We start from the raw sequence: 24,984 nt of genomic DNA on the forward strand, positions 1-24,984 counted from the left end.
ATGACCGCCCGGAAGCGGGGCATTCCGTGCCTCAGGGAAAACCAGCGGACGCGGTTGTGCTTCGCGCTCTAAACTGACTGACAGTCAATCAAGAACAAGTTCAATCATGTTGATGCAATCAGGAGACGCGTCTGCTCTCGGCTACGAGGTTCTGATCGTCGGCGGCGGGCCGTGCGGTCTGGCGGCGGCCATTGCGCTGGGGCGCTGCGGGGTACGCGCGCTGCTCGTCGAGAAGCACCCGTCGACGAGCTTCCATCCGCGCGGCCACGTCGTCAGCGCGAGGACGATGGAGATCTTCAGGACCTGGGGACTGGAGGACGCGGTCCGCGCCCGCGGCATTCCGCACGACCGGAATCAGGGCGCCATCTTCGTGCGATCCGTTGCCGGCGAAGTGATCGGCGAGATCCGTACGCGCGCCGATCGGCAGCGGAATCGACTCTTCGAGACGTACGGCCCGAGTGCGAAGACATCCTGCCCGCAGGATGCGCTCGAGCCGGTTCTTCGACGCGCCGCGGAAGATCAGACCAGCGTGCAGGTCATGTTCGGGGCCCTGCTGGAAGCGCTGGAACAGGACGAGCGGGGTGTGTCGGCAAAGATCACCACGGCCGATGGCGCGACGCGCGTCGTCCGCGCCCGCTACGCCATCGCGGCCGACGGCGCGCGCGGGACGCTTCGCGAGCGGGTGGGCGTTCCTCTGGGCGGCGAAGCGGCGCTCGGCCATCAGATCGGCGTCTACTTCGAGGCCGACCTGTGGCCCTGGGTGGCGAATCGCCCGAATCTGCTTTGGTGGATCTACAACCCGGCGACCGTCGGCGTGATGATCGCGCTGGACGGCCGCAACCGCTGGACCTACAACTTCGGCTACGACGCCACCAGGAATGCCCCGGGAGATTTCACCCGCGAGCGGTGCGCCGACATCGTCAAGGCGGCCATCGGCGTCGAGGATCTTCGATTGCAGGTCAGGGACGTTCGCGCATGGCGCATGCAGGCGCGTATCGCGCAGAAGCTGCGCGTCGGCAACATCTTCCTTGCAGGCGATGCCGCCCACCCCTTGCCACCTACCGGCGGGCAGGGAATGAACACGGCGATCGGCGATGTGCACAACCTGTGCTGGAAACTCGCGCTGGTCCTCAGGGGCGTGGCGGGGGAGGGGATTCTCGACTCGTATGAAGCCGAACGCCTGCCGGTGATCCGGTTCAACGTGGCGCAGAGCGTGCGCAATGCGCGACGCATGGAGGCCGCAGGGCTGGGCGGCATCATGAAGACGCACGAGGACTTCTGCGAAGACGACATCTCGCGCATGCGCGACGCCATTCCCGGCCAACGGGATCATTTCGAATACCACGGGCAGACCTTCGGCTATGCCTATCGCTCGGCGCTGGTCTTCGACGAGGGAAATCCGGCGCAGCCGCCGGACGTCAACACCTATGACGCAAGCGCCGCGCCGGGCGCACGCGCGCCCCACTGCTGGCTGAAGCTGCCCGAAGGCGGGCCCACGATCTCGACCGTGGACCTGTTCAAGGACCTGCGCTTCACCCTGCTCGCAGGGCGCGATGCCCAGCCATGGGTGCAAGCGTTCACGAAGGCGACCTCCGAGGCAGGCATCCGCTCACAGGCATTTGTCGTGGGGGCGCATCGCGACCTGCTGGACCACCTGGGGGCGTTCCACGACCTCTACGAAATCTCTCCGCGCGGTGCCGTCCTCGTCCGGCCCGACGGGCATGTTGCATGGCGCGCCAGGGACGCCTTGCCCCAAGCAGACCGAACGATGGCGCAAGTGATCGGTGCCTTCGCCTCGAAACCAGACGAGCGGGATGCCGAGCCCGCGTCACAACACCAGGAGGTACACGCATGACTTCAGTCGCTGCCATCGCCACCAAGCCGCCCCGGCGGTTGGCCCACGTCGCATTGCGCACCAACCGCCTGCGCGAGCTCGTGGACTGGTACTGCACGGTTCTCGGTGCGCACGTGGCCCACGCGTCCGACAAGGTCGCGTTTCTGACCTACGACGATGAGCACCACCGGATCGCGCTGATCGCGCTGCAAGACTATCCGCCGCCAGACGCGACGGTCCGTGCCGGCCACTTCCACACGGCCTTCGCCTACGACTCGCTCGCCGACCTGCTCGACAACTTCGTGCGGCTCCGGCAGCTCGGGATCGTTCCCCATCGCGCGATCAACCACGGGCCCACCGTTTCCTTCTACTACGCGGACCCCGAGGGCAACCAGATCGAGCTGCAGGTGGACAGCTTTCCCGATCCCGAGACGACCAATGCCTGGCTCCAGAGCGAAGCGTTCAAGCGCAACCCGATCGGGATCGAATTCGACGCGGACGAGATGCTGCAGAAGCTGCGCGGCGGGGTTCCCGAAGTGGAATTGATGCGGCGCCCCGATTCGGTCCTCTGAGTCATTCAAGCAAGGAGACATGGCATGCTCAACAGGTATCTGAGGAAAGCCGCCATCGGCTTGACCATTGCGGCTGCGGCGCTCACCGCGGCGGCCCAGCCCGCGACGACGAAGCTGGTGCTTCCCGCCGTCTCCGTCCTCTTCGCGCCGGTCTACATCGCCCAGGACGCCGGCTACTTCAAGGACGCGGGCCTCGACGTGGAGCTCAGCCAGCTGGCGGGCCCCGCTGCGCTCAATGCGCTGATCGGCGGCAGCGCCGACTTCACCACGATCGCCGGCCTCATCCAGCTGCGCGCGGCCCAGCGCGGCCAGAAGACGCTGGCCATCGCCGGGCTCCAGGAAAACGCGACCACCGAGATCGTGCTGTCTGGGCCCACGGCCGAACGCCTGGCGTCCGCCAAGTCGCCGATGGACCGGGCCCGCGCACTCAAGGGCCTGACCTTGGCCGTCGACACGGCGAACGGCCTGCCGCAGGCCTATCTGCGGTTCGTCGCCCGGCAGGCGGGCATCGACGCCGACCGGGACATCCGCCTGGTCTTCATTGCGCCGCCCGGCATGGACGCGGCGCTTCAGAAGAAGGAGGTGGATGGCTTCGTCTTCTCCAGCCCGTTCACGCTGGAAGCCGTCCGCCGGGGCGCACGCCTCTGGATCAGCGGCCCCGGCGGCGATTTCCCCCAGGTGAATCCGACGACGTACAACGTGCTGGTCGCCCGCGACGGCTTGTGCAGCAGTGCCGCGGCCACCTGCCGCCAGATGGTCGGCGCCCTCGACCGCAGTCTGGCGCTCATCGCCGCCGAGCCGCAGAAGGCGCTGGCGCTGCTGGGCAGGCGCTTCGAGAAGATGGACCCCGATCTGCTGAAGCAGGCGTTCGAGAGCTTCCAGCGCAACACCCCCGCGCGCGCGATGCCGATGGGACGGGCGTTCGACCACACGGTGGACGTGATGTTCGGTCCGCAGGATGACAAGGCAGCACTGAAGGCGCTCGCCAAGACCCTCTTCACCGACGAGTTCGTGGGCTCCGGCAGATAGGCGGGCCGGAGATGAATCATCGTCGCGTGTGGACGGACCGGGTCGTTCTGGCCTGCGTGGTCCTGATCGCCTGGGAGGTGGTGGGGCGCCTGCGGGGGGCCTACTGGATCAGTTCGCCGACGCTGGTCGTGGAACGAATCTGGATGCTGGTGCTGAACGGCGATCTCTGGTTCCACGGCCGGTTCACGCTCGGCGAGGCATTCGGCGGCTTCCTCCTCGGTGCGATCCCCGGCTGCGCGGTCGCGATGGCGCTGCGCCGCCATCCCTTTTCGCGCGCGGCGTTCGTGGGTGTGGCCGCCATCGGATACGCCATCCCCAAGACGGCGCTCGTGCCGTTGTTCATCCTCTGGCTCGGGGTCGGGCCTGGTGCGAAGGTCGCCCTGGTGACGGCGGCGATCTTCTTCATCGTCTTCTACAGCACCCTCGACGGCGTCGAGGCCGTCGACCGGAAGCTCCTGCTGTCGGTGCGCGTTCTCGGTGCCTCGGAATCGCAGTTGCTCAGGCATGTGGTCTGGCCCGCCGTCGTCCCGTACGTCTTCGGCGGTCTGCGCGTGGCCGTCCCTTACGCCGTCGCCGGTGCCATCGTCGGAGAGATCATCTCGTCGAATCGCGGCCTGGGCTACCTGGCGCAGTACGGCGCCACGGATTTCGACACCACCCTGGTGTTCGTGTCGCTCGTGACCGTGATGCTCATCGTTCTTTCGGTGAGCGCGGTCCTGTCGCAGATCGAGAAGCGCCTGCTGGGGTGGCAAGCCGACCCGTCGCAGGGCGCGCGCACCGTCGGAGCATGACCATGAAGAGAGACATCCCCGAGGCGGCCATGGCCGACGTGCTGCTGCAACTGCGGCAACTGGGCATCTCGTACGCTGCGCGCACTGCCGGCGAGCGCCACTGGATCCTGCGCGACCTGGACCTGAGCGTCCGGGAGGGCGAATTCGTGACCGTCATGGGTTCCTCCGGCGCCGGCAAGTCGACGCTTCTGAACCTGGTGGCACAGACGCTGCAACCGTCTGCGGGTCAGATTGCCTTCCGGGGCGAAGTCGTGGGGGGCGCCGACATGCCGCCCAACCCCGGCAGCAGCCGCCAGATCGGCTACGTCACGCAGGACGACAACCTGCTGCCGTGGCGCACCGTGTGGGACAACGTGATGTTCCCGCTCACGCTCGCCGGCAGGCCTTCGCCGTCGGAGCTCGAGCGCGTGCGGCATCTGATCGACCGGGTCGGGCTCGCCCAATGGACGAGGCATTTCCCGCATCAGCTGTCGGGCGGGATGCGCAAGCGCGCATCCCTGGCCCGTACGCTCGCCTACAACCCGCCGGTCGTCCTCATGGATGAGCCCTTCGGGGCACTCGACGCCGAGACGCGGGCGCAATTGCAAAGCGATCTGCTCGCGCTGTGGGCGACCGAGAAGAAGACGATTCTGTTCGTCACGCACGACATCAGCGAAGCCATCGCGCTGGGCGACCGCATCATCGTGCTGTCGGGTTCGCCGGGGCGGATCGTGCTGGAGCGCCACATCGACATCGACCGCCCGCGCGATCCGGAACTGATCTTCAAGGCCCCGACGTTCGCGGGGCACTATGACGCCGTGCGCGATTGCCTGCGCCGCGCATGCCAGCCATGACGCGGCAGGAGGTGCTTCTGGCCAGGGCGCTGGGCCTGGCCGCTTTCGCAGCGGCGTGGGAGCTCGCGAGCCGTGGTGTCGGGGACTACTGGGTCCCCGGCATCGGACAGGTCGCCGCGCGGGTCTGGTCGGAACTGCTGGCGGGCAGGCTCCTTGCCGACCTGGCCGCGACCGGTCACCTGCTGCTGGCGGGCACGTCGGTCGGCGCCGTGTGCGGATGCGCCATCGCGTGCGTGCTCAGGCTCGCTCCGCGGCTCGACACGATGGTGCAGCCGTTCATCACGGCCCTCATGAGCATTCCGAAACTGGGCCTGGTCCCGCTTCTCGTGCTCTGGTTCGGCACCGGATGGGCGCCCAAGGTGATGCTGGTCGCGCTGACGGTCCTCTTCATCGTCTTCTCGCTGACCTATGCAGGCCTGGCCACCGTGAACGCGCGCCTGGTCATGACAGCGAGAGTGTTCGGTGCCAGTCCGCTGCAGCTCACGCGGCATGTCGTCATCCCGAGCGTGCTTCCCTTCATGTTCACAGGACTTCAGGTCGCCTTGCCGTGGGCGGTCAGCGCGGCGCTCGTTGCCGAGTACCTCGCGGCGAAGGTGGGGATCGGGCACGGCATCGAGCAGGCCAGGCAGCTCGGCGACTCGGCCGGGGTGTACTACGGCATCGTCCTGGCGACGGCGCTGGTGCTGCTTTGCAACGGCGTGCTGGCCGCGCTTCGCAAACTGGCCATCAAGGTTCAACCATAGGAGCGACGACATGAAGATCTACAAGTTTCTGGAGGCAGGGCGACCGCGGTTCGGCGTGCTGGACGGGCCGGCAACGGTGCGGGCGCTGAAGGCGTCGCCCTTCGAGGGGGCGATCGAGCCGGGCGAGGAGACCTGGCCACTCGCGAGCCTGACGCTCCTGCCGCCGACCGTGGCGCATCCGCGCATCTTCGGCGTCGGCTTCAACTACAAGGCTCACATCCTCGAGACCGGTCGCGAGCTCCCGGAGATTGCGCCGCTCTTCATGAAGCCTGACACCGCGTTGATTGCCCATGGCGAGCGCATCGTCTACCCCGAAGGCAGCACCATCGTGCACTACGAGAGCGAACTCGTCGCGGTGATCGGGCGCAAGGCGAGGAACATCGCGCGGGCGGACGCGCTGAGCTATGTCCTCGGCTACACCTGCGGCAATGACGTGAGCGAACGCACGATCCAGCGACAGGAAATGGCGATGGGTCTCATGACCATCGGCAAGGCGTTCGACACCTTCGCGCCGATCGGTCCCTGCATCGAGACGGCGGCGGACCCTTCGAAGCTGCGGATGCGAGGACGCTTGAACGGCGCGGTCGTCCAGGACTGCGACACCTCCGACCTGCTCTTCGGCGTCGACGCGCTCGTGGCCTACCTGAGCAGGTCGATCACCTTGATGCCTGGCGACCTCATCATGACCGGAACGCCGGGCGGCGTGGGACCGCTTCGGCCCGGCGACACCTTCGAGGTCGACATCGAGGGCGTGGGGGTGCTGAGCAACGACGTGGTCGCGCAGGGCGCATGACGACGCCCATGACGAACTCCACCATCGAATCGCAGGTCCTCGCCGCCGACGAAGCCAGATACCAGGCGTTGTACCGGCAGGACCTGGCCGCGCTCGAGCAGATGCTCGCGCCCGACTACCGCCACACCCACGCGAACGGAAAGACCGACGACAAGGCCGCTTTCCTCGCGTCGATCGCGGCAGGCAGGTACCGCTTCGTCGAAGCGCTGCGCTCCGGCCAGTGCGTCCGGACGAGCGGTCCTGTTGCGCTGTTGAGCGGCAAGACCCGCACGACCCTGGACGTCGCCGGCCAGATCAAGGTCATGGACAACGCCTTCGTCACGGTCTGGATCCGGGCCGAGGACGGGTTGAGGCTGCTGCATTGGCAAGCCACCAAGGTCCTGGAAGGCTGAAACATGCAGCTTTCAAACACCATCGAGCAGGCGCCGAGGCTGCATGTCGTGACGTGCAGCACCCGCGCGGGCAGGGTAGGGGATGCAGTGGCCCAATGGTTCGCCGGGGAAGCGGGCCGCTCCGGCAGGCTCGCGGTCGAACGGGTCGACCTGAAGACATTCGACCTGCCCGTCTTCGACGAACCAAGGCACCCTCGACTGGGCGAATACGCCCATGCGCATACACGGGCATGGGCTGCCAAGGTGCAGGAAGCCGACGCCTTCGTTTTCGTCATTCCCGAATACAACCACTTTCCTCCGTCGTCCTTCGTCAATGCACTCACGTTCCTGTCACGGGAGTGGCACTACAAGCCGGCCGGCTTCGTGAGCTACGGCGGCATCTCGGGAGGCATCCGCGCGGTACAGGCGGCCAAGCCGTTGCTGTGCGCACTCCGGATGGTGCCGGTCGTGGAGTCGATCGCGGTTGCGGACATTGCGAGCCGGCTGGATGCGGCCCGATCCTTCGTGGCCACCGATGCAATCGTCGCGGCAGTCGAGCCGATGCTGCGAGAGATCGATCGGCTGGCCCGCAGCCTGCGGCCCCTGCGCGCCGAACACCAACCCGCCTCGTGAGCAAAAAACCAGGAGACAGATCCATGAAGAACGCAGCAAGACGGTACGTCGCGGCACTGTTGGCCACCGCGGCGCTCGGGGTCCCCCTGGCCGCATCCTCGCAAGCCAAGTACCCCTCCCGCCCCATCACGCTCGTGCTGCCGGCCGGCGCGGGCACCGGCGTCGACATCATCGGGCGGCTCGGCGCCCAGAAACTGTCCGAACTGCTCGGCCAGCCGGTGGTGGTCGACAACGTGGTGGGGGCCAGCGGCGTCATCGGCGTTCAGAAAGTGACGCGCGCGAAGCCGGACGGATACACGCTGCTTTTCGCTTTCAATCAGACGATCACGATGAATCCTCACATGGTCGCCAATCTGCCGTACGACCCGCAAAAGGAACTGGTCCCCGTCTCCAGGTTCGCGGCTTCGCCCTTCGTCTGGATGGTGAACGCGCAGGTCCCGATCACAACCTTCGCGGAGCTCGTGACTCACGCGAAGGCGCATCCTGGCAAGCTCGCGATGGGCGTCACCGGATTCGCCTCTGCCGCCTATCTCGGCTCGCAGCTTCTCGCTCACCAGGCAGGTGCGGAAGTTCTGCCGGTGAACTACGCGGGCAATTTCAGCGGCGACCTGATGTCGAACGTGGTCCAGCTCTCGATGAGCCCTGCCGCACAGGTTCCGGCCCTGGTGGCCAGCGGCAAGGTGCGCGCGCTGGCGCAGACGGGCTCGCGCCGGGCCGAGGGAATGTCCGGGATTCCTACCGTCAAGGAGACAGTGCCGGGGTTCGTGATCGATGGGTGGTATGCCGTCTGGGCGCCCGCGGGAACGCCGAAGGAGGTCGTCGCGGCATTGACGGACGCCTGGCGATCGGTGGCATCGATGCCCGAGGTCAAGGAGCGCCTCGCCGCAGTGTCGGCCGTCGCGGTGGGAAGCACGGCGGAGGAACTGAATGAACTGATCCGCACTGAGACGAAGATGTGGGGCGAGGTCGTCAAGGCGCGGAGAATCGTCCCGGCGCAGTGAGAGCGTTTTTCGTTGTGAGCGCGAGCCTGCCGCGGCGGGCAAGGGAGCAACAGACCGGAGGCGGCGCCAGGCGGCACGGCTGGCGGGCAATCTCGCGCATGTATGCGGGGCTTGTCTCGACAGGCCCACAGCGGCGAATGCATGTGGCCAGCAGTTGCTGAAGGCATACCGGCCCAGCAGATGCAAGGCATCGGGTTGGGAGCGCGCGCCGAGCACATAGGCCATGCGTACCAGAGGGCACAGACGCGGGCCCTCCGTGGTCGCGAGCTCCATGAACCTTCGCAGGTCCCGCGCCTTCGATCGATCAACGCACGTTGCGCGGCGAGAATCGTCCGTGCCCAAGTCCGTCTTCCCTCCTTGCCCGACTCTCTCCAGAATTCCGTGACATCCGCCGAACTCAAGGGCTTCATCCTCACGCGTCACTGGCGGGATGCGCTCGCCGGTACGGTGATCGAATACTGGCTGGCAACCGATGCGGGGCCGAGGAAAGTGGTCCTGACCTCCCGCAGCAGCGTTGCGTTCGTTGCCACCCGGCACAAGGCGGCGGTCGAAGACCACCTGACCAGCATGCAAGGCGTGCAGTTGCGCGAGCTCGAGCTCAAGACCTTCCAGCAGGAAGCGGTGCTCGGTGTCTACGCGAAGCACTTCCGCCAGCTCGGCCGGTTGGCTCGCGCCCTCCAGGCACAAAACATTCCCCTGCTCGAAGCCGACGTGCGCCCGCACGACCGCTACCTGATGGAACGCTTCATCACCGCCGGCGTGCGGGTGGAAGGAGGGCGCACAGAGGGCGCCACCATCGCCGACTGCAGACTCAAGCCCGCGCCCGAATTCCGGCCGGTGCTGAAGGTCGTGTCGCTGGACATCGAGACGAGCCAGGACGAAGCGCTCTATTCCATTGCGCTGGACGGCACGCTGGAGCGTGTCGTCTTCATGCTGGGCGAGCCGCCGCAAGGGGCGTCATCCGGATCGCATGCGCCCAAGCCCTTCGCGCTCGTCTATTGCCCGTCGCGCCGGGCGATGCTCGAGAAGCTCAATGATTGGTTCGAGCGGAACGACCCCGACGTCATCATCGGCTGGAACGTCGTCCAGTTCGACCTGCGGGTGCTTCAGAAGACAGCCAACGACTGTGGCGTGCAGCTCCTGCTCGGGCGGGAGCGCCGTCCCATCGAATGGCGCACCCATCCGGGCAAGCAGGGCTACCTGTTCGCGCCGACACCGGGCCGGGTCGTCATCGACGGCATCGACGCGCTGAAGGCCGCGGTGTGGAGCTTCCCGTCCTTCAGCCTCGAGACCGTCTCGCAAGCGCTGCTCGGCGAGGGCAAGGCGATCGGCGACGAATACGACAAGATGGCGGAGATCGAGCGCCGCTACCAGGAAGACAAGCCTGCGCTCGCGCTCTACAACATGCGGGATTGCGAGCTGGTCCTGCGGATCTTCGACAAAGCGAAGCTGCTGCAGTTCATGATGGAGCGGGCCCAGACCACTGGACTGCAGGCCGACCACTTCGGCGGCTCGATTGCCGCGTTCAGCCACCACTACATGCCGCGGATGCACCGGCTGGGCTACGTGGCGCCGAACGTGGGCGAGATTGCGTGCAAGGCCTATCCCGGCGGGTACGTGATGGACTCGAAACCGGGGTTCTACGATTCTGTCGTGGTGCTGGACTACAAGAGCCTCTACCCCTCGATCATCCGGACCTTCCTGGTCGATCCGGTGGGCCTCGTCGAGGGCTCGAACGCCAGCGATCTGGCCGGGTGCGTCAGGGGACCGAAGGGGACTGTCTTTTCGCGCGACAGGCACTGCCTGCCCGAGATCGTGACCACGCTCTGGCGCGCCCGGGACGAGGCCAAGCGCGCGAAGAACGAGCCGCTGTCGCAGGCGCTGAAGCTGCTCATGAACTCCTTCGCCGGCGTGCTGGGGGCGAGCGAGTGCCGGTTCTTCAACCCCGAGCTGGTGTCCGCCGTCACCCTGCGCGGCCACGAGATGATGAAGCTCACGCGCGAGTTCGTGGAGAAACGGGGGTATGAGGCCATCTATGGCGATACCGACTCGATCTTCATCTGGCTCAAGCGCACCCATGCAAACGAGGAGGCACACTCCGTCGCGGCCAGCCTGGCGGCGGACATCAACGACTGGTGGACGCGCACGCTTCGCGACGAGCAGGGGCTGGAGAGCTTTCTGGAGATCGAGGTGGACACCCACTACAAGAAGTTCTTCATGCCCACGATTCGCGGCTCGGAGGTCGGCAGCAAGAAGCGCTACGCGGGTCTCGGTGTAGACGCCGCGGGCAAGGAGCAGATGGTGTACCGCGGCCTGGAGATGGCGCGCAGCGACTGGACCCCGCTGGCGCGGCAATTCCAGGAGGGCCTGCTTTCACGCATCTTCCAGGGCGCGCCGTACAAGGAGTTCGTGGCCGACTATGCAAAATCGACGCTGGCTGGCGCCAAGGACGACCTGCTCATCTACCGCAAGCGCCTGCGCCATCGGCTCGATGCCTACCGGGTCAACGTGCCCCCGCAGGTCCGGGCCGCGCGCATCGCCGACGAACACAACGCCCGCATCGGTCGGCCCAAGCAGTATCAGAAAGGCGGCTGGATCCAGTATGTCATGACGCAGAACGGACCGGAGCCGCTGGAAACCCGCCATGCGCGCATCGACTACGAACATTACCTCAGCAGGCAACTCCAGCCGATTGCCGACGCCATTCTTCAGCCCATGGGAGAAAGCTTCACGGCCTTGACGACGTCGCAACATGGGCTCTTCTAGCCGAGATCGAAGGCGCGTCGCTCAACCTCCTCGCTCTCCTCGTGATCGCAGCCTTGACGAAAATCGGTGGTTGCCGCTGCTCTAGCCCGACGTTTGGCTCGCAGAGCCTCGGTCGAGTATTGCGTCGACCTCGATGTCAAACGCCGCAAAGCCCGAATGGGTCAGCGTTCTCGCGGGCGGGGGCCACCCGACGTAAGTCGCGTAGATTGCATCGAACTCAGCGGCGTTCGCCATATCCCTGAGAAATACACCCACCTTGACTGCGTCGCGGAGACTCGATCCTGCTGCGTTCGCAGCTGCCTCGAGATTGTCGAGCGCCATCCTTGCCTGTACGGCAAAGGGCTTGTCACCATGCCTGACGTTGTCGCGATCACGTGGGGTCTGGCCCGATAGGAACACGAGGTGGCCCGATTGCACCGCGACGCTGTAAGTGCCGGCTGGCGGCGGCGAGGATTCGCTGCTGAAGGCTTTTCTGATCATGTGCTGATTCATGCTCAGGAAACCCGGTGCCGCTCGACCATGGCAGCGATGCGCTGGACCGCAGCCACTGCTGCATCGTGATTCTGCGAGAAGTTCAAGCGGATGCTGTCATGTGCGTCCGAACTGAATTCGGTTCCAGGCGTGACAGTGACGTTCGCCTGCAGCCGCAGTGCTCTGACGAAGACCGGCAGGGGCGGGTGCAGCTTCGGAAGGCGCGGAAAGAGGTAGCTGCCCGCCTGCGGTGTGCGGACCACCACGCCGTCCGTGTCTCGGAAGACCGCCAGCAATGAGTCGCGAATCTGCTGGTGCTTGGCGATGCGTTCGCCCAGCCATCCGGCGGGCTCGGAGAACCAGGTCTGCAACACGGCCTGGCAGTAACCGGGAGCGCGCAGGGAAACGATGGCCTGGAGCTTCTCCATGCGCTGCACGAGGCGTGCACTGCCGAAGGCCACTCCCAGCCGGTAGCCACTCAACGATTCCGTCTTGGACGGTCCCATGATGGTGATCACGTTGTCGATTCCGGTCGCAAGGCGGCGAAGATGGACGTACGGTTGTCCCTCGTAGAGCAGCCGCGAATAGAGCTGATCGACGATCACTGTTGCACCGAAGCGCTCGGCGAGGCCCGCGATCTGCGCGATCTCGCTTCGGGAGTACACCGCTCCGGTCGGGTTGTTCGGGTTCGAGAACAGGAAGACCTTCGCGCCTGCCTTGAAAGCGGACTCGAGTTGCTGCAAATCCAGGCCGGCGTGCACGGTGCCGTTCAAGTAGTCGAGCCGCACGGGGATCATCTGCGCACCCATGAATTCGACCAGCTTTCGGTTGGCGAAGTAGTCCGGCTGAACGACCGCTACCTTGTCGTCTGTGGTGACGGTGCTCGCGACGGCCAGGAACAGGGCGCTTTGCGTGCCGGGAGTGATGATGACTTCTTCGGCGCCCGAAACGGGGTGCCCGGAAAACGCACTCAGAGCGATCGCGAGCTTCTCCCGAATGGCTGCATCGCCGCGGTACTCCGTGTAGGCTTGGGAACCGCCGCGATGGACCCCCTGGACGAATGCATCGAGTGCACCGGGCGTCGGCTCGAATCCGGTGGCGTTCACGTCGCCGTGCGAGAAATCGACCGCGGCGCCCGGGAGGCTTTCACCGGGTCTCGTCGGACTGTCGTCGCTCGGGCTTTCGCGCACCTCTTGGCCTGGCGCGTTGTCGATGCCCAGCTTCAGGAATTTCTCTTCGATCGTCTTCATGGCGTTCTCGCTGTGTTGTAGAAAAAGCGCGTACAAGTGCGCGTTCGCGCAAGGTGTCAGGCGGTGCGTAGGCCCGATGTCGTGTCGCGCTCGGTGTAGGGTGCCCCGTCGTCGCCCTGGATCAGCGCGGCGAGCAGCGGCATGTCGACGTTGCCGCCGGAAAGCACCACGACGGCATCCCTGTTGCCGAGCTGGAGGCGGCCGGCCAGAACGGCGGCCAGTGCCACGGCGCCGCCTGGTTCGACGACCATGCGCAGTTCGGCGAGCGCGAAGCGCACGGCTGCCGCGATTTCCGCGTCCGTCACGGTCAATGCGTCGGTCAGGCAGTGCCGGTTGATCTCGAATGGCAATTCGGCGGGCGTGGTCGCCTGCAGGGCGTCGGCGAGCGTGCTCGCGGCAGGGCTGTTGACCTCCCGCGTTCCGCTGTCGAGCGAGCGCGCCGTATCGTCGAAACCGAAAGGCTCTACCGCGGCGATCCGTGCAGCCGGAACGAGGGCTTCCAGCACCAGGCCGCATCCCGCCAGCAGGCCGCCACCGCCGCACGGTGCGGCGAAGGTACCCAGGTTGGCCTTGGCGGCGGGCGGCAGTGCATCGAGCGCTTCCAGTGCAACCGTGCCCTGCGCAGCCAGCACGTCGGGGTGATCGCCCGGCGGTATGAGCGTGCCGCCGGAATCGTGCAGCAAGCGCATTCCGATCGCCTCGCGGCTTTCGCGTCGCCGGTCGTAGTGGACCACGCGGGCGCCATGGGCCAGCGCGCGAGCGACCTTGTTGCGCGGCGCATCGGCGGGCATGACGATCGTGGCTGGAATGCCGAGGCACCTGGCGGCCCAGGCGATGGCCTGGCCATGGTTGCCGGTGGAATAGGCCACGACGCCACGTTGCCGTTCGGCATCGTCCAGCCGCAACATGGCGTTGAAGGCGCCGCGGGCCTTGAACGATCCCGTCACCTGCAGGTTCTCCGCCTTCAGCCAGACCGGCGCGCCGGCGATGCGATCGAGGGCTGTCGAGCGAAGGAGGGGCGTGCGCACCACGTGCGCGCTGATGCGGTCGAGCGCTGCCTGGACGTCGGCGAAGGTCGGCACGCGCATGCGGCCCAGCGATTCGTGCGTGATGACCGCGCGGGGTCTTGGGGGGTGTCGTGTCATGGTGTGCGTTCGTGGCTGGTGCCCTCAGTGGGAGACGAGCCGCGAGAGGAATTCGCGCGCTCGCGCGGAGGCCGGGGATGCGAAAAAGGCGTCCGTCGGCGTGTTCTCCACGACCTTCCCGGCATCCATGAAGATGACGTGGTCCGCGGCGCGGCGGGCGAACCCCATCTCGTGCGTGACGACGGCCATCGTCATGCCGTCCCGGGCGAGTTCCAGCATCACCGCGAGCACTTCGCCGATCATTTCCGGATCCAGCGCCGAGGTCGGCTCGTCGAAGAGCATGACGATCGGCTCCATCGCCAGCGCCCTGGCGATCGCGATGCGCTGCTGCTGACCGCCGGAGAGCTGGGCCGGATACGCGTCGATCTTCCCCGGCAGTCCGACACGGCCCAACAGTTCGCTGGCCTTCTGATGTGCCGCTTCGCGCGTGCGGCCGAGCACCTTCATCGGGGCAAGACAGAGGTTCTCCAGCACGGTCAGGTGCGGATAGAGCTCGAAGTGCTGGAACACCATGCCCACACGGCTGCGCAGCCGGCTCAGGTCGGCCTTCGCTTCCCCTACTTCGACGCCGTCGACGCGCACGCTGCCCTGCTGGAAGGGCTCGAGGCCATTGAAGCACTTGATCAGCGTGCTCTTTCCGGAGCCGGAGGGCCCGCAGATCACGGCCACCTCGCCGCGATGGATCGCGAGGTCGCAACCGTTGAGCACGGGCGCCGATCCATAGGACTTGTGCAATCCGCGCACCTCGATGATCGGTGCGTCGGTATTGGTGCTGGTCGTCATGGGGCGCTCCTGCGGTTGGCGGCGAGGTGGGCCGCCAGGGAAAGGGATGCGCAGAGCACGAAGTAGACGAGCGCTGCGAACAGGTACATCTCGACCAGCCGGTTGTCCCGGTTGGCCACGATGCTTGTGGAGGTCATGAAGTCCCTCAGCGAAATGACGTAGACGAGCGAGGTGTCCTGGAACAGGACGATCGCCTGGGTGATGAGAACCGGCATCATGTTGCGCACCGCCTGCGGCAGCACGACGAAGCGCAGCGCCTGCGCCGGCCGCAGCCCCGATGCCGCGGCCGCCTGCCACTGGCCCGCGCGCACGCTCTGCAGGCCTGCACGGATGATCTCCGAGTAGTACGCGGCTTCGAAGAGCGTGAAGGCGATCAGTGCAGAGGGGAGTGCCCCCACGGGCCTGCCCACGATCAGCGGCACCAGGAAGTAGAACCAGAAGATCACGAGGATCAGCGGCACGGCGCGGAATCCGTTGACATAGACCGCTGCGGCCCCGGCGAGCAGGCGATGCCGGGACAGACGCGCAAGCGCCAGGAACAGGCCGAGCACGAGGCCGCCTGCCATCGCCACCAGGGTGAGCATCAGGCTGAGCCCGAGGCCTTCCAGGAGGAATGGCCACGCGTTCACGATGACGGAGGCATCGAATGTCCCGCTCATGCCCGTTCTCCCTGGGTACCGGGGATCATCAGCTTCTTCTCCAGGCGGCGCATGCCCGCGGTCACGCAAAGCGCGATCGACAGGTACACCACGGTGGCTGCCGTGAACGCCTCGAAGCCGTTGAAGGTGTAGCTTTCGATCTGGCGGCTCTGCGCCGTCATCTCGAACACGCCGATGGTCAGTGCCAGCGCGGAATTCTTGAAGACGGTGAGGAACTCGGAGGTCAGCGGCGGCAGCACGAGCCGCAATGCCTGCGGCAGCAGAATGAATCGGTAGGCCTGCGCCAGGCTCATGCCGCTCGCAGAGGCGGCGAGCCATTGGCCGCGCGGCAGTGCGCCGATGCCGGAGCGGACCTGGACCGCGACGCGCGACGCAGTGAACAACCCCAGCGCGGCGATGGCCGTCCAGATCTCAGGCATGGGCAGATCCCGCTTGAGCCATCGGCCGGCCTCGCTCGGCAAAAGTTCCGGCACCACGAAGAACCAGATGAACAGCTGCACCAGCAGGGGGACGTTCCTGAACACCGAGACGTACCCTGTCAACAGCCATCGCACCCGGCCGGGCAATGAGCCGAGCACGCCGAGCCCGAGACCGATCGTGACGGCGATGGCCCACGCTGCCAGCGAGATCAGCACCGTCGCTTGCAGGCCGGACAGCAGCCATCCCGCGTAGGGGTCCTCGAAAAGGACCTTCCAGTTCCATGCGTAGTTCATCAGGCGTGCCGAGCGGGCTTCATTCCGGGAGCGCGGCCAATTTCAGCGCGGCGGCGAGATCCTTCGAAAGCGGCACCTCCAGAGGCGCGAACCACTTGTCGTACGAAGCAGCAAGCTCGCCGGAGCGCACGGTGCGCGCGATGGTGGCGTTCACGAGGCTCAGGAACACGGTGCTGTTCTTCTGCAGCATCAGGCCGTACGGGTCGAAGGACAGGGGCCGGCCGACCACCTCGTAGTCGAGCGGTGCCGGCGCGGTCTTGCGCAGCCCGGACAGCAGGATGTCGTCGGTGGAGAAGGCGTCGACCCGGTTCGTCGAGAGCGCGAGGAAGCCTTCCGAGTTGTCCTTGACGGCAACGATGCGGACCTTCAGCTTCTTCGCTTCGATCAGTGCCTTGATCAGCCGCTCCGGCGTCGTGTTGATCGGCAACGCCACGGCCTTTCCATCGAGATCCTCGACCTCCCTGATGTCCGCGCCCTTGCGCACCAGCAGTCGGGTGGTCGAGATGAAGTGCGGCGCGCTGAAGTCCACCTGTGCCTGGCGTCCCAGCGTGTTGACCGTCGAGCCGCATTCGAGGTCGACGGTGCCATTGGCCACCAGTGCGATGCGGTTCTGCGGGTTCACGGCGATGTGGTCGACCTTCAATGCCGGCATCTGGAGCTTCTGCTTGACCGCGTCGACCACCTTCAGGCAGAGGTCCATCGCATAGCCGACGGGCTTGCGGTCGGCGTTCAGGTAGGAGAACGGGATCGAGGATTCCCGGTAGCCCAGCGTGATCGTGCCCTTGGCCTTGATGCGTTCGAGGACTGGGTCGGTGCTCTGCGCGAGCGCCGCACCGCTGCTCGCGAGCAGCGCGACGCCGACGACGCGCAACAGCAGGCGAGACATGGAAAGGATGGCGGTGTTCATTCGGACACTCCTCAGGAGGCCAGCGCGGCCGCGGGTTGATCGGTGCCGGTCAGGGCGGCGACGAGTTCGGCGAGGCTGGAGACCGTGAGGTCCGGTCTGGCTTCGGCCGCGCCTTCACCCGACAGGCCCAGCAGGCGGCCCGGGCGGTTGACCCAGGCACAGCGCACGCCCAGCCGATTGGCCGGCGTGATGTCGGCCCGCAGGCTTTGGCCCACATGCAGGATCCGCTCGCGCGGGATGCCCATGCGCATGAGGTCGCCGATGCCCGTGTCGAAATGCGGCCAATCCGGCTTGTAGGCACCCACGCGCTGCGCCGTGACGATGAGGTCGAAGCGGAAATCGAGGTTGTCGCACGAGGTGTTGAGCGATGCCTGGTCGATGTTGCTGAAGGCGCCGACCTTGGTCGACTGCTGCAAGCGCTTGAGTCCGGCATGGCTGTCGGCGAAGGCCGGCCAGGTGTGCGGCGCCGCCGAGAACTGGCGGCGAAGGTCGGGGTCCACCGCCACGTCGAACTGGGCGCAGATGCGCTCGAAGCACTTGCTCAGCACATCGGGGTAGAGGTGGGCAGGGCGTTCCTGCTGGATCGAAGCGCGTGCGCCATCGAAGGCCATGACGAGCGCCTCTGCGTCGGCCTCGATCCTGTTGTCCTGCGCCCAGCGGGTCAGGAACCTGGCGATCGAGGGTTCCCAGTCGATCAACGTGCCGTAGACGTCGAAGGTCACTGCGTCGAAATCGGAGAGGCGGAGCGTCATGTGCAACCTTGAAAAAAGTGGAAGTTGGTTTACTTTAATCGATTATCGATAATCGTCAAGATGTTGGTGGGTCCGTACAATCCCTGACAGGAGAAAAGCTATGGACCACATGGAGACCTCGCTCGCCGGCCAAGTCCTCGGAGATCGATCCACGGCCGGCGCCGTGGTGGACGCCTTGCGCGTCGAGATCATTCAGGGGCGGCTGAGGCCGGGCGAACGCTTGCGGCAGGACGCGGTGGCCTCTCGCTTCGGCGTCAGCCAGACGGTCGTGAGGGAAGCGTTCAAGGACCTCGTGCGCGAGTGTTTTCTGGCTTCCGAGCCCCGGCGCGGTGTCAGCGTGGCCACCATGTCCGCTGCCGAGGCGGAAGAGATGACGCAGTTGAGGAGCCTGGTGGAGCCGCAAGCCCTGGCATGGGCGATCCCGCGGCTGAGCGCTGCGGAGTTCGCCGCCGCCGAACGCGTGCTGGAAGAACTGGACCAGGAGAAAAGCGTGGACCGCATCATCCTGCTGAACGCCCGCTTTCATCGGGGGCTGTATGCAGCGGCCAATCGCCCCCGGACGCTGACGATGGTCGAAACGCTGCGCCTGGGTTTCGAGCGCTATCTGCGCTACACGTGGGAGTTCACATCACACCGGAATCGCTCGCAACAGGAGCACTGGGAGCTTTTGGCAATGTGCAAGCAGGGCGATGTCGTGAATGCATGCAAGCTCCTGCGACAGCACATCTGCGCCACCGGCGAACTGCTTGTTGAATGCCTCGCGGCGCGCCCTGTCGAATGATCCCGAAGCGGGGATGAGGTCGAAGGCTTTCGGGGAGAGATGTCCCGCCCTCGAGAACAAGCGGGGGCTTCCGGCCTCAAGGCCGTCGAAACCAAGCACGAGTGCCCAGAAGTCCTTCTCGACGTTCTGCGCGGCCGTGCCGAGCCGAGCCGCGGCGGGCTCCACCAAGAGCGCGCCTCGGTCGGCATCGCTTGTTGCGATCACGTCGTCATATGCCGTGTTCATCGCGGCACCGCCGCGGCCCCGGGGCAGGCGAGCAATATGTTTGTCCGAAATTGACATACAAACTTCGGACACAACGAGGTTTCCTGGACAGGCAATCGAAGTTAGCCTTCATTTGGTGCAATTCGGAATGCGTTCACAAAGGCGGACGCGCAGGAGAATCGGATGTCGATTGGAACCGTCTTCGTCAACAACCGCACTCAGGCTGTCCGGCTTCCACTGGACGTGCGCCTTCCCGAAGGCGTGCACAAGGTGGAAGTGAGAGCTAAAGGCAATGCGCGCATCATCGTGCCGCTGGGCCAAAGTTGGGACAGCTTCTTCCTGGAGGGCCCCGCCGCCAGCGAGGACTTCATGGTCGAGCGCGCCAGTCAGCACCGAACCGAGCGGGAAGCGCTCTGATGCTGCGGTTCCGCGGAAGGCTGCAGCAGGTCGTCCAGCAGCGCCACGGTGTCACCCAGGCCGGCAGCTTCGATGCGGTTTTTGTGGAGGAAGCCCGCCCCGCTGCGATCCGAAGCAGGGAGTAGCGCTTTGTCTGAGTTGAATGATGGTGCCCGCCGCTCTGCTTTCTTCGACCCCGGCCCGGACCGCTGCGGCGATTCTTCAGACCGCTGTCAGTTTCTCAAACTCATGGCGCAATAGCGCGACGACGCCTGTGAGGGCCAGGGGCTCGAGCCTGTTCTTTCTCAGAAACGCCGCCCACTGCTGATTTTTCGTCGCATCCTGCGCGAAGGCATCGCTCAAACCCACAGGAAGGGTGCGGGGCAGCGCCAGTTTCCGACGGTTGAACGTGGCCTCGACTGCGCGGCGCAGTTCTCCAGTTTCCAGAGCCCCGTCGTTCAGCAGAACCCAGAGATCAAAGTAGTCTTTCATGCGCGTGTTGGCCATGCCCAGCAGGCATGCCGCATGGAATTTCTCGGCCACGACTGTGTACTTCGGGTAGCTGCGCAACTGCGGAGCAGGCAAGTCTTCAAGCAGTACCGGGTAGGTCATCGGTTGCGGCGACGGCGTCACGGCATCGCCAAAACCGATGTCCACCTGCAGCGCGATCCTGGCGCCATCGAGCTTCGTCTGCAGGTCGATCCGTACACCACCATAGCCGGCCTCTTTGCGGATCACCGAGCCCTTGACAGATGCAGGATCGAATGAGATGCCATCCTCCGCCGCGATCTGGCAGATTTCGCGGAACGCCGACACGGCGGTCTGGACGTCGTCCGGACCGAAGCCCAGCAGATCCGCATCGCGCGTCGGCCGGTGCGGCTGGTCATACCACACTGAAAACAACAGCGCGCCTTTGAGCAGGTAGTTGGCGGCATGCGGCGAGACCGACAGCCGATACAGCAGCCGCTCCAGCCCGTAGTGGGTGAGCGTCAGGTCGAAATCCTGCATTGTCGCATCGGCGCGCTGCTTCAGGCGCGCACGAATGGAGGCGGCAAGGTTGCGGCTCATGCCGCAACGCTTTCCAGATAGGGTCGCATGACATTGGCCACACGGTCCACCGTAGCGTAATGCCAGAGCGCATCCATCGACAGCCTGCCCTGCGACCAGCCATCGTGCAGCGCCTCCAACGCCACGTCCAGACCGATCTTGTTGCGGTACTTGAAACAGTCGGCCACCGTCTTGGCTGCATCGAACACGGGAACCTTCACACCATCGATCACGACGGTCTCGATACCTTCTGTCAACGCCGCCCCTGACATGCGCACGACGCGCAGAGCCGGTTGCTCGAGTCGCGGTGTGGGTGAGTGATGAGGGACCGCCATCCAGACCTCGAACGGCGCTTGGGTCCCTATGCCGTGCACGCGCAGCGCCGATAGCAGGCACACCACGCCACGCGGTATGCGCAGGGCCGCTTCGGCGAGCGACCGGTGCTCGCTGAGGGCGCGTCCCGGCAGGCTATAGACGCCGCGGGCGACACGTTCGAGCTTGCCAGACGCGACGAGGCGGCTGAGAACCACAGTTGGCAGGCCCTGCTCAGCGACGTCGCGAGCGCGCAGCAGCGGCCGGCGCTGGGCGAGCGCCAGGGCGGCGTTTTCCAGCGTTGGATTCCTAAGCTGTGGCATGGATGAAGTCTGTTGCATTTGCTAGTCATTTGTCAATAAGTGCCTAAACAACGAACTATGAACTGCAGCCCTCTCGCTGGCCGCTAGCGGCGAATAGGGTGTGGAGCCGCGAATCTTGGTTGCTCCCGCTTGGAACACTCCAACTCGTGGCGGCGGAGCAGATCGGTGTCCTGAGGGGCCCTCGATCAAGGTCGGGATCGCCGTCGCCGGTCATCAGGCCCCGGGGTGTGGAGGTGTGGCGCGACACAAGCACAAATTAATCGCGCAGCGTGAACACGACGGACAGATAGCTGACGGGTTCGGCTTCGATGGCCTCTATGCCATGCAGTGCGGCGGCCTGGAAGAGCAGCGAGTCCCCTGCGCCTAGGGAAAGACTCTTTTCTCCATAGCGGTAGGCCACTCGGCCCGAGAGCAGGTAGACGAACTTGAGACCCGGGTGCTGGAAGGCGGCATAGGGTTTTGCGCTCGGCAACAGCGTGACCAGGTATGGCTCGACGAACAGGTTGCCCGAGAGCAGGTGCCCGAGCAACTCGTAGTCGTGGTCGGTGACGGCGCCAAGGCGCTGCACATGGATGCCGCGGCCAGCGGGCACATACGAGAAGTCCGTGCGGCCGGGTTGATCTGCGAAGAAGCGCGAGACGGGTACCCCGAGGCCTAGGGCGATGCGATCGAGCGTTTCGACTGATGGAGAGGCCAAGCCGTGTTCGATCCGCGAGAGCATGGATCGGGAGACGCCGGCGCTTTCGGCGAGTTTGCCGGCGGAGGTGCCCGCGGCAAGACGCAGAGTGCGCACTTGGGAGCCGATGCGTGATGCGGAGGCGCTGCGCACGTGACGACGGGCGGTGCGCGATGAGGTTGTGCACTGTGAAACCGACGCGGGTACGCGAAAGGGTTGCGCCGTTGGCAGCGGAGAGGCTAGTCGTCGAAAGCCCATATCTGGAAGCCTATGTGGAATCTTATACCGGGTAATCATATACCGTGGCACGTTATCCTGGCAAACCGGACCATCCACGGATGGTCGAATCCGGGAAAACGAAGCAGAAGGTGCCCGAGCTGGTGCTCTTTGGTGAAAGCGTGCGTCGCTTCCGCAAGGCACGCGGCTACTCACAGGAGGCGTTCGGAGACGCATGTGGCATCGACCGAAGCTACATGGGGGGCATCGAGCGCGGCGAGCACAACTTGGCTTTGATCAATATTCTTAAAATCGTCGCAGCACTCGGGATGCAACCGTCGGAGTTTTTCCAGGCGATGGATCAGCCCGTGAAGAGGTCTCGAAGGCTCTGAGCTCCATCGAGCTTTCTCAATTGGAAGCTCTTTTGCAATACCGGCCTGTCACGCCGGGGGTCGCGGGTTCGAGTCCCGTCCACTCCGCCAGATTTTGCCCAGCGCCAGCATTGGCGCGGTTCCCAGCGAAGATGCTGGGTTCCCCGGGCCTCCACTGTGTATCCATGCTGCGTAAATCCGGGTCCGCTCAACTTGTTGCAAGTGAGAACCCGATGCGTGCTGAGTTCGTGCACAGGCGGAAGAACACGGTCAATCTCTACTACGAGCGACCGGTCCCACCCGACCTTCGCGCCCACCCGAAGTCGAAGTGGCACGGCAAGCAGTGGGCCGAGCGGTCTTCCTTGAAGACATCGGACGTCCGCAAGGCGAACCAAGCCGCACGCCGTCTTTCGGTCGCATGGGACGAGGCGTTTCAAGCGGAGCGCGATCGCCTTGAGCCGCAGACCATCGAGATCGTGACACCGGAGATGGCGAAGGTGCTGGCAGGACGGGTGAAGGCGCGAATCCTTGGGCACGATGATGAGACGCGCTACAACCCGACGAATCTCATGGCCCTGCTACAGGCGTTCGAGATCATTGCGCCCCCACTCCGTATCCGGTATCTGAGCGGCCCAGACGATGGTCCTTGGCCGACGCCGAGCTACCTGAAGGAAGAGCCGGGACGACCCGCTTACCTCGGGATGCGTGCTGATCAACTTCGGCGGCTCACGGAAATACATCGGCTGCTCGGCAAGGTATTTCAGGGTGCTCTCGCTCAAGGCGATCTGAGCCTTGCGCGGGGCTACGCAAACCATGAGACCGAGGCGCTGGGGTTCCACGTCAACTGGGACCGCCCCGACAACCTGCCCGCGCTGAGGACCGTGTTTCAAGCGGTCGTCACGGCGTGGATCGATCGAGGTCGCCGCGACTTGGGAGAGGTCGTCGAAACGCCGGTGGCCCCTTCCATGGCAGGCGTCCCGTTGCAGCGCAGCAACGGCCTGAACCAGCGCACCATCAACGATGCATTCGAGCTCTGGGAGCGCGATCGCAAGCGGTCTGACAAGACGTTGGGCGTGTTCCGAAGGCACGCCGCCATGTTCGCGGAGTTCATGGGTGACCCGCCCCTTGATTCGCTCAAGCTCCCTGACGGCTTGCGGTTCAAGGACAAGGTACAGGAGTGGGCGATACGCGAAAAGAAGACGGTGGATACCGCCAACAACGTCCTGTCGAGCGTTCGCGCCATGCTTCGGTTGGCTGTCCAGCGTGGTTGGCTTCCCGGCGATCCGTTGAACGGTGTCGCGGTGCGCGAGGGCGGTGCGGAGGCGGAAGCTCGACTGCCTTGGACCAATGAGGACATGAAACTCCTGTTCGACTCCGAGGTCTATCGCGCGTATGCCCTGCCATCGTCCAGCTCGGCCGGCAAGGATGCCGCGTACTGGGTGCCGCTCGTGCTTGCACACACTGGCGCAAGACCGGGAGAAATCGCGCAGCTCTGGACCGATGACGTGTTCGAGACGGCGCAAGGCGGCCTCGCAATCGAGTTCCGCGAGAACGCGGCACGCGGTCAGCGCCTGAAGAAGAAGGCAGGCCAGCGGATCTCGCCGTCATGGCGATGCACACCGGTTCACGACAAGCTCATCGAGCTGGGGTTCCGCGACTACTGGGAGGCGATGTCGAAGGGCGGCCCTCGCCCCCTCTTTCCTGCATTGCCGAAGGGCGGGCAGAACGGTGCAGCTGCCGGCATTGGCAAGTGGTTCGGCGCGTACAAGAAGACACGCGGCTTCGAGGGTCAGCCGAAGGACCTCCATAGCTTCAGGCACACCGTTCGGACTGAGCTTGGTCTCGTCGGTGTTGGCTCCGATGTCTCGAAGGCGATCATTGGCCACTCAAGCGGCGACGTGCATGACGTGAGCTACGGCGCAACGATGCGTCGTCGTGCCGATGGCTTGCGATCAGCCCTGAACCGCCTCACGTACCCGTCGCTCGACCTCAAGCGCGTCTTCGTCGCGCCAGCATGGAAGGTATCCGAGCAGTAGCACGAGGCGGGCAGCACTGGGCTCCTTGGCGGCGCTGCTTGGACAGATCGGGCAGTTGCGAGAAGTTTTTCTGCAGTGGGCGCTTCCTCGCAGCGGGCAACCGATCGGCCATCGTGACCCCTGTAGTAGGCTCATCGCTGCACTGATTCCGCCGACATGCCCAGCCAGCCACACGCCCACGACATCATCAACCAGCCACAGCTTGCCGCTGATAGCGAAGCCATGTTCGCACCCAGCGGCTGTACTGCGAACGACGCTGTATTCGACAATCCGACTTCCGTTCCCTCGGGTCGTGAGCAGTCTGAGGCGGCTGCGGCGCTCGTAGAGAGGTCACACGCCCACCTGTGTGCCTTCCTGCAGCGTGTAGGCAACGTGATCAGCCCCGCGCACTCCGAGGCCCTCCGCGACACCCTGGCCGCCTTCACAGACCTCGCTTTCGAGCGCGGTGGTCGTCGGCGCGTCGCGATCGCTCTGCCGACCGGCATGGGCAAGACTCAGTCTGTTGATTTCCATCCAGAAGTGACCCACTAATCCCGGCGATTTCCATCCAAATCTGACCCACGTAAGAACCCTAAC

The 24,984-nt window shown here is 65.2% G+C and carries 27 protein-coding genes; 16 read left to right on the plus strand and 11 right to left on the minus strand.

Annotated elements, in window-relative coordinates:
• Positions 1 to 106: 106 nt before the first annotated feature.
• The 11 genes from AC3A6J_RS26975 (at position 107) to AC3A6J_RS27025 (ending at position 11,366) form a co-directional block, all read left to right on the plus strand.
• Positions 107 to 1,855 carry an FAD-dependent monooxygenase gene (locus AC3A6J_RS26975; protein WP_487863083.1) on the plus strand — a complete coding sequence of 583 codons (1,749 nt, stop codon included), beginning with the start codon at positions 107 to 109 and terminating at the stop codon, positions 1,853 to 1,855.
• Positions 1,852 to 2,406 carry a VOC family protein gene (locus AC3A6J_RS26980; RefSeq protein ID WP_487863084.1) on the plus strand — a complete coding sequence of 185 codons (555 nt, stop codon included), beginning with the start codon at positions 1,852 to 1,854 and terminating at the stop codon, positions 2,404 to 2,406. The genes AC3A6J_RS26975 and AC3A6J_RS26980 overlap by 4 nt, the downstream gene beginning before the upstream one ends.
• Before the next feature lie 60 nt (positions 2,407 to 2,466).
• Positions 2,467 to 3,435, plus strand: a complete 969-nt coding sequence (locus tag AC3A6J_RS26985; protein ID WP_487863085.1) for an ABC transporter substrate-binding protein — start codon at positions 2,467 to 2,469, stop codon at positions 3,433 to 3,435.
• A gap of 11 nt (positions 3,436 to 3,446) precedes the next feature.
• Complete coding sequence (locus AC3A6J_RS26990) at positions 3,447 to 4,226, plus strand: ABC transporter permease (protein ID WP_487863086.1); 780 nt, start codon at positions 3,447 to 3,449, stop codon at positions 4,224 to 4,226.
• Positions 4,227 to 4,228: 2 nt separating this feature from the next.
• A complete protein-coding gene (locus AC3A6J_RS26995) occupies positions 4,229 to 5,059 on the plus strand; it encodes an ABC transporter ATP-binding protein (RefSeq protein WP_487863087.1) in 831 nt (276 codons plus the stop codon).
• Positions 5,047 to 5,802 (plus strand): ABC transporter permease, encoded by a 756-nt coding sequence (locus AC3A6J_RS27000; RefSeq protein ID WP_487863088.1) that lies wholly within the window; start codon positions 5,047 to 5,049, stop codon positions 5,800 to 5,802. The genes AC3A6J_RS26995 and AC3A6J_RS27000 overlap by 13 nt, the downstream gene beginning before the upstream one ends.
• Positions 5,803 to 5,812: 10 nt before the next feature.
• A complete protein-coding gene (locus AC3A6J_RS27005; RefSeq protein ID WP_487863089.1) occupies positions 5,813 to 6,595 on the plus strand; it encodes a fumarylacetoacetate hydrolase family protein in 783 nt (260 codons plus the stop codon).
• A gap of 8 nt (positions 6,596 to 6,603) precedes the next feature.
• Complete coding sequence (locus AC3A6J_RS27010; protein WP_487863090.1) at positions 6,604 to 6,987, plus strand: nuclear transport factor 2 family protein; 384 nt, start codon at positions 6,604 to 6,606, stop codon at positions 6,985 to 6,987.
• Between the two features lie 3 nt (positions 6,988 to 6,990).
• The gene (locus AC3A6J_RS27015) at positions 6,991 to 7,599 is read left to right on the plus strand and encodes an NADPH-dependent FMN reductase (RefSeq protein WP_487863091.1); all 609 of its coding nucleotides are present in this window, start codon (positions 6,991 to 6,993) and stop codon (positions 7,597 to 7,599) included.
• A gap of 23 nt (positions 7,600 to 7,622) precedes the next feature.
• Positions 7,623 to 8,600 (plus strand): Bug family tripartite tricarboxylate transporter substrate binding protein, encoded by a 978-nt coding sequence (locus AC3A6J_RS27020; protein ID WP_487863092.1) that lies wholly within the window; start codon positions 7,623 to 7,625, stop codon positions 8,598 to 8,600.
• 381 nt (positions 8,601 to 8,981) lie between these two features.
• Positions 8,982 to 11,366, plus strand: a complete 2,385-nt coding sequence (locus tag AC3A6J_RS27025; protein ID WP_487863093.1) for a DNA polymerase II — start codon at positions 8,982 to 8,984, stop codon at positions 11,364 to 11,366.
• 81 nt (positions 11,367 to 11,447) lie between these two features.
• On the opposite strand, the gene AC3A6J_RS27030 is transcribed toward AC3A6J_RS27025, so the two are convergent.
• The 8 genes from AC3A6J_RS27030 to AC3A6J_RS27065 are packed head-to-tail and all read right to left on the minus strand — an operon-like array spanning position 11,448 to position 18,046.
• The gene (locus AC3A6J_RS27030; protein WP_487863094.1) at positions 11,448 to 11,846 is read right to left on the minus strand and encodes a RidA family protein; all 399 of its coding nucleotides are present in this window, start codon (positions 11,844 to 11,846) and stop codon (positions 11,448 to 11,450) included.
• Between the two features lie 14 nt (positions 11,847 to 11,860).
• Entirely contained in the window at positions 11,861 to 13,087 is a 1,227-nt protein-coding gene (locus AC3A6J_RS27035; RefSeq protein WP_487863095.1) for a pyridoxal phosphate-dependent aminotransferase, read from the minus strand.
• A 56-nt stretch (positions 13,088 to 13,143) separates the two neighbouring features.
• On the minus strand, positions 13,144 to 14,232 hold the full coding sequence (locus AC3A6J_RS27040) for a threonine ammonia-lyase (RefSeq protein WP_487863096.1): 1,089 nt from the start codon (positions 14,230 to 14,232) through the stop codon (positions 13,144 to 13,146).
• A 24-nt stretch (positions 14,233 to 14,256) separates the two neighbouring features.
• Entirely contained in the window at positions 14,257 to 15,015 is a 759-nt protein-coding gene (locus tag AC3A6J_RS27045) for an amino acid ABC transporter ATP-binding protein (RefSeq protein ID WP_487863097.1), read from the minus strand.
• Entirely contained in the window at positions 15,012 to 15,674 is a 663-nt protein-coding gene (locus tag AC3A6J_RS27050; protein WP_487863098.1) for an amino acid ABC transporter permease, read from the minus strand. The genes AC3A6J_RS27045 and AC3A6J_RS27050 overlap by 4 nt, the downstream gene beginning before the upstream one ends.
• Complete coding sequence (locus tag AC3A6J_RS27055; protein ID WP_487863099.1) at positions 15,671 to 16,387, minus strand: amino acid ABC transporter permease; 717 nt, start codon at positions 16,385 to 16,387, stop codon at positions 15,671 to 15,673. The genes AC3A6J_RS27050 and AC3A6J_RS27055 overlap by 4 nt, the downstream gene beginning before the upstream one ends.
• Before the next feature lie 19 nt (positions 16,388 to 16,406).
• Complete coding sequence (locus AC3A6J_RS27060) at positions 16,407 to 17,294, minus strand: amino acid ABC transporter substrate-binding protein (protein WP_487863100.1); 888 nt, start codon at positions 17,292 to 17,294, stop codon at positions 16,407 to 16,409.
• Between the two features lie 11 nt (positions 17,295 to 17,305).
• On the minus strand, positions 17,306 to 18,046 hold the full coding sequence (locus tag AC3A6J_RS27065; protein WP_487863101.1) for an HAD-IA family hydrolase: 741 nt from the start codon (positions 18,044 to 18,046) through the stop codon (positions 17,306 to 17,308).
• Positions 18,047 to 18,146: 100 nt separating this feature from the next.
• On the opposite strand from AC3A6J_RS27065, the gene AC3A6J_RS27070 reads away from it, so the two are divergent.
• Positions 18,147 to 18,827 carry a GntR family transcriptional regulator gene (locus AC3A6J_RS27070; RefSeq protein WP_487863102.1) on the plus strand — a complete coding sequence of 227 codons (681 nt, stop codon included), beginning with the start codon at positions 18,147 to 18,149 and terminating at the stop codon, positions 18,825 to 18,827.
• Between the two features lie 387 nt (positions 18,828 to 19,214).
• A complete protein-coding gene (vapB, locus tag AC3A6J_RS27075) occupies positions 19,215 to 19,448 on the plus strand; it encodes a type II toxin-antitoxin system VapB family antitoxin (RefSeq protein ID WP_487863103.1) in 234 nt (77 codons plus the stop codon).
• A gap of 201 nt (positions 19,449 to 19,649) precedes the next feature.
• On the opposite strand, the gene AC3A6J_RS27080 is transcribed toward vapB, so the two are convergent.
• From AC3A6J_RS27080 to AC3A6J_RS27090, 3 genes are all read right to left on the minus strand, one after another.
• Positions 19,650 to 20,495, minus strand: coding sequence for a nucleotidyl transferase AbiEii/AbiGii toxin family protein (locus tag AC3A6J_RS27080; protein ID WP_487863104.1), 846 nt, complete (start codon positions 20,493 to 20,495; stop codon positions 19,650 to 19,652).
• Positions 20,492 to 21,127 (minus strand): type IV toxin-antitoxin system AbiEi family antitoxin domain-containing protein, encoded by a 636-nt coding sequence (locus AC3A6J_RS27085; RefSeq protein WP_487863105.1) that lies wholly within the window; start codon positions 21,125 to 21,127, stop codon positions 20,492 to 20,494. The genes AC3A6J_RS27080 and AC3A6J_RS27085 overlap by 4 nt, the downstream gene beginning before the upstream one ends.
• Positions 21,128 to 21,365: 238 nt before the next feature.
• Positions 21,366 to 21,938 (minus strand): helix-turn-helix domain-containing protein, encoded by a 573-nt coding sequence (locus AC3A6J_RS27090; protein WP_487863106.1) that lies wholly within the window; start codon positions 21,936 to 21,938, stop codon positions 21,366 to 21,368.
• 149 nt (positions 21,939 to 22,087) lie between these two features.
• Here AC3A6J_RS27090 and AC3A6J_RS27095 point away from each other — a divergent pair, with 149 nt between their 5' ends.
• From AC3A6J_RS27095 to AC3A6J_RS27105, 3 genes are all read left to right on the plus strand, one after another.
• Positions 22,088 to 22,393: a helix-turn-helix domain-containing protein gene (locus AC3A6J_RS27095; RefSeq protein WP_487863107.1), complete on the plus strand. Its 306-nt coding sequence runs from the start codon at positions 22,088 to 22,090 to the stop codon at positions 22,391 to 22,393.
• Between the two features lie 212 nt (positions 22,394 to 22,605).
• A complete protein-coding gene (locus tag AC3A6J_RS27100; protein WP_487863108.1) occupies positions 22,606 to 24,408 on the plus strand; it encodes a DUF6538 domain-containing protein in 1,803 nt (600 codons plus the stop codon).
• Positions 24,409 to 24,564: 156 nt separating this feature from the next.
• Positions 24,565 to 24,939 (plus strand): hypothetical protein, encoded by a 375-nt coding sequence (locus AC3A6J_RS27105; protein ID WP_487863109.1) that lies wholly within the window; start codon positions 24,565 to 24,567, stop codon positions 24,937 to 24,939.
• The last annotated feature ends 45 nt before the right edge of the window (positions 24,940 to 24,984 follow it).

The organism is Variovorax sp. Soil_C_39 (assembly GCF_057656815.1).

Coding starts and splice junctions, on each gene's coding strand:
- AC3A6J_RS26975 (WP_487863083.1), top strand. CDS start 107: ATGTTGATGCAATCAGGAGACGCGTCTGCTCTCGGCTACGAGGTTCTG.
- AC3A6J_RS26980 (WP_487863084.1), top strand. CDS start 1,852: ATGACTTCAGTCGCTGCCATCGCCACCAAGCCGCCCCGGCGGTTGGCC.
- AC3A6J_RS26990 (WP_487863086.1), top strand. CDS start 3,447: ATGAATCATCGTCGCGTGTGGACGGACCGGGTCGTTCTGGCCTGCGTG.
- AC3A6J_RS26995 (WP_487863087.1), top strand. CDS start 4,229: ATGAAGAGAGACATCCCCGAGGCGGCCATGGCCGACGTGCTGCTGCAA.
- AC3A6J_RS27000 (WP_487863088.1), top strand. CDS start 5,047: ATGCCAGCCATGACGCGGCAGGAGGTGCTTCTGGCCAGGGCGCTGGGC.
- AC3A6J_RS27005 (WP_487863089.1), top strand. CDS start 5,813: ATGAAGATCTACAAGTTTCTGGAGGCAGGGCGACCGCGGTTCGGCGTG.
- AC3A6J_RS27010 (WP_487863090.1), top strand. CDS start 6,604: ATGACGAACTCCACCATCGAATCGCAGGTCCTCGCCGCCGACGAAGCC.
- AC3A6J_RS27015 (WP_487863091.1), top strand. CDS start 6,991: ATGCAGCTTTCAAACACCATCGAGCAGGCGCCGAGGCTGCATGTCGTG.
- AC3A6J_RS27020 (WP_487863092.1), top strand. CDS start 7,623: ATGAAGAACGCAGCAAGACGGTACGTCGCGGCACTGTTGGCCACCGCG.
- AC3A6J_RS27030 (WP_487863094.1), bottom strand. CDS start 11,846: ATGATCAGAAAAGCCTTCAGCAGCGAATCCTCGCCGCCGCCAGCCGGC.
- AC3A6J_RS27035 (WP_487863095.1), bottom strand. CDS start 13,087: ATGAAGACGATCGAAGAGAAATTCCTGAAGCTGGGCATCGACAACGCG.
- AC3A6J_RS27040 (WP_487863096.1), bottom strand. CDS start 14,232: ATGACACGACACCCCCCAAGACCCCGCGCGGTCATCACGCACGAATCG.
- AC3A6J_RS27045 (WP_487863097.1), bottom strand. CDS start 15,015: ATGACGACCAGCACCAATACCGACGCACCGATCATCGAGGTGCGCGGA.
- AC3A6J_RS27050 (WP_487863098.1), bottom strand. CDS start 15,674: ATGAGCGGGACATTCGATGCCTCCGTCATCGTGAACGCGTGGCCATTC.
- AC3A6J_RS27055 (WP_487863099.1), bottom strand. CDS start 16,387: ATGAACTACGCATGGAACTGGAAGGTCCTTTTCGAGGACCCCTACGCG.
- AC3A6J_RS27060 (WP_487863100.1), bottom strand. CDS start 17,294: ATGAACACCGCCATCCTTTCCATGTCTCGCCTGCTGTTGCGCGTCGTC.
- AC3A6J_RS27065 (WP_487863101.1), bottom strand. CDS start 18,046: ATGACGCTCCGCCTCTCCGATTTCGACGCAGTGACCTTCGACGTCTAC.
- AC3A6J_RS27070 (WP_487863102.1), top strand. CDS start 18,147: ATGGACCACATGGAGACCTCGCTCGCCGGCCAAGTCCTCGGAGATCGA.
- vapB (WP_487863103.1), top strand. CDS start 19,215: ATGTCGATTGGAACCGTCTTCGTCAACAACCGCACTCAGGCTGTCCGG.
- AC3A6J_RS27080 (WP_487863104.1), bottom strand. CDS start 20,495: ATGAGCCGCAACCTTGCCGCCTCCATTCGTGCGCGCCTGAAGCAGCGC.
- AC3A6J_RS27085 (WP_487863105.1), bottom strand. CDS start 21,127: ATGCAACAGACTTCATCCATGCCACAGCTTAGGAATCCAACGCTGGAA.
- AC3A6J_RS27100 (WP_487863108.1), top strand. CDS start 22,606: ATGCGTGCTGAGTTCGTGCACAGGCGGAAGAACACGGTCAATCTCTAC.
- AC3A6J_RS27105 (WP_487863109.1), top strand. CDS start 24,565: ATGCCCAGCCAGCCACACGCCCACGACATCATCAACCAGCCACAGCTT.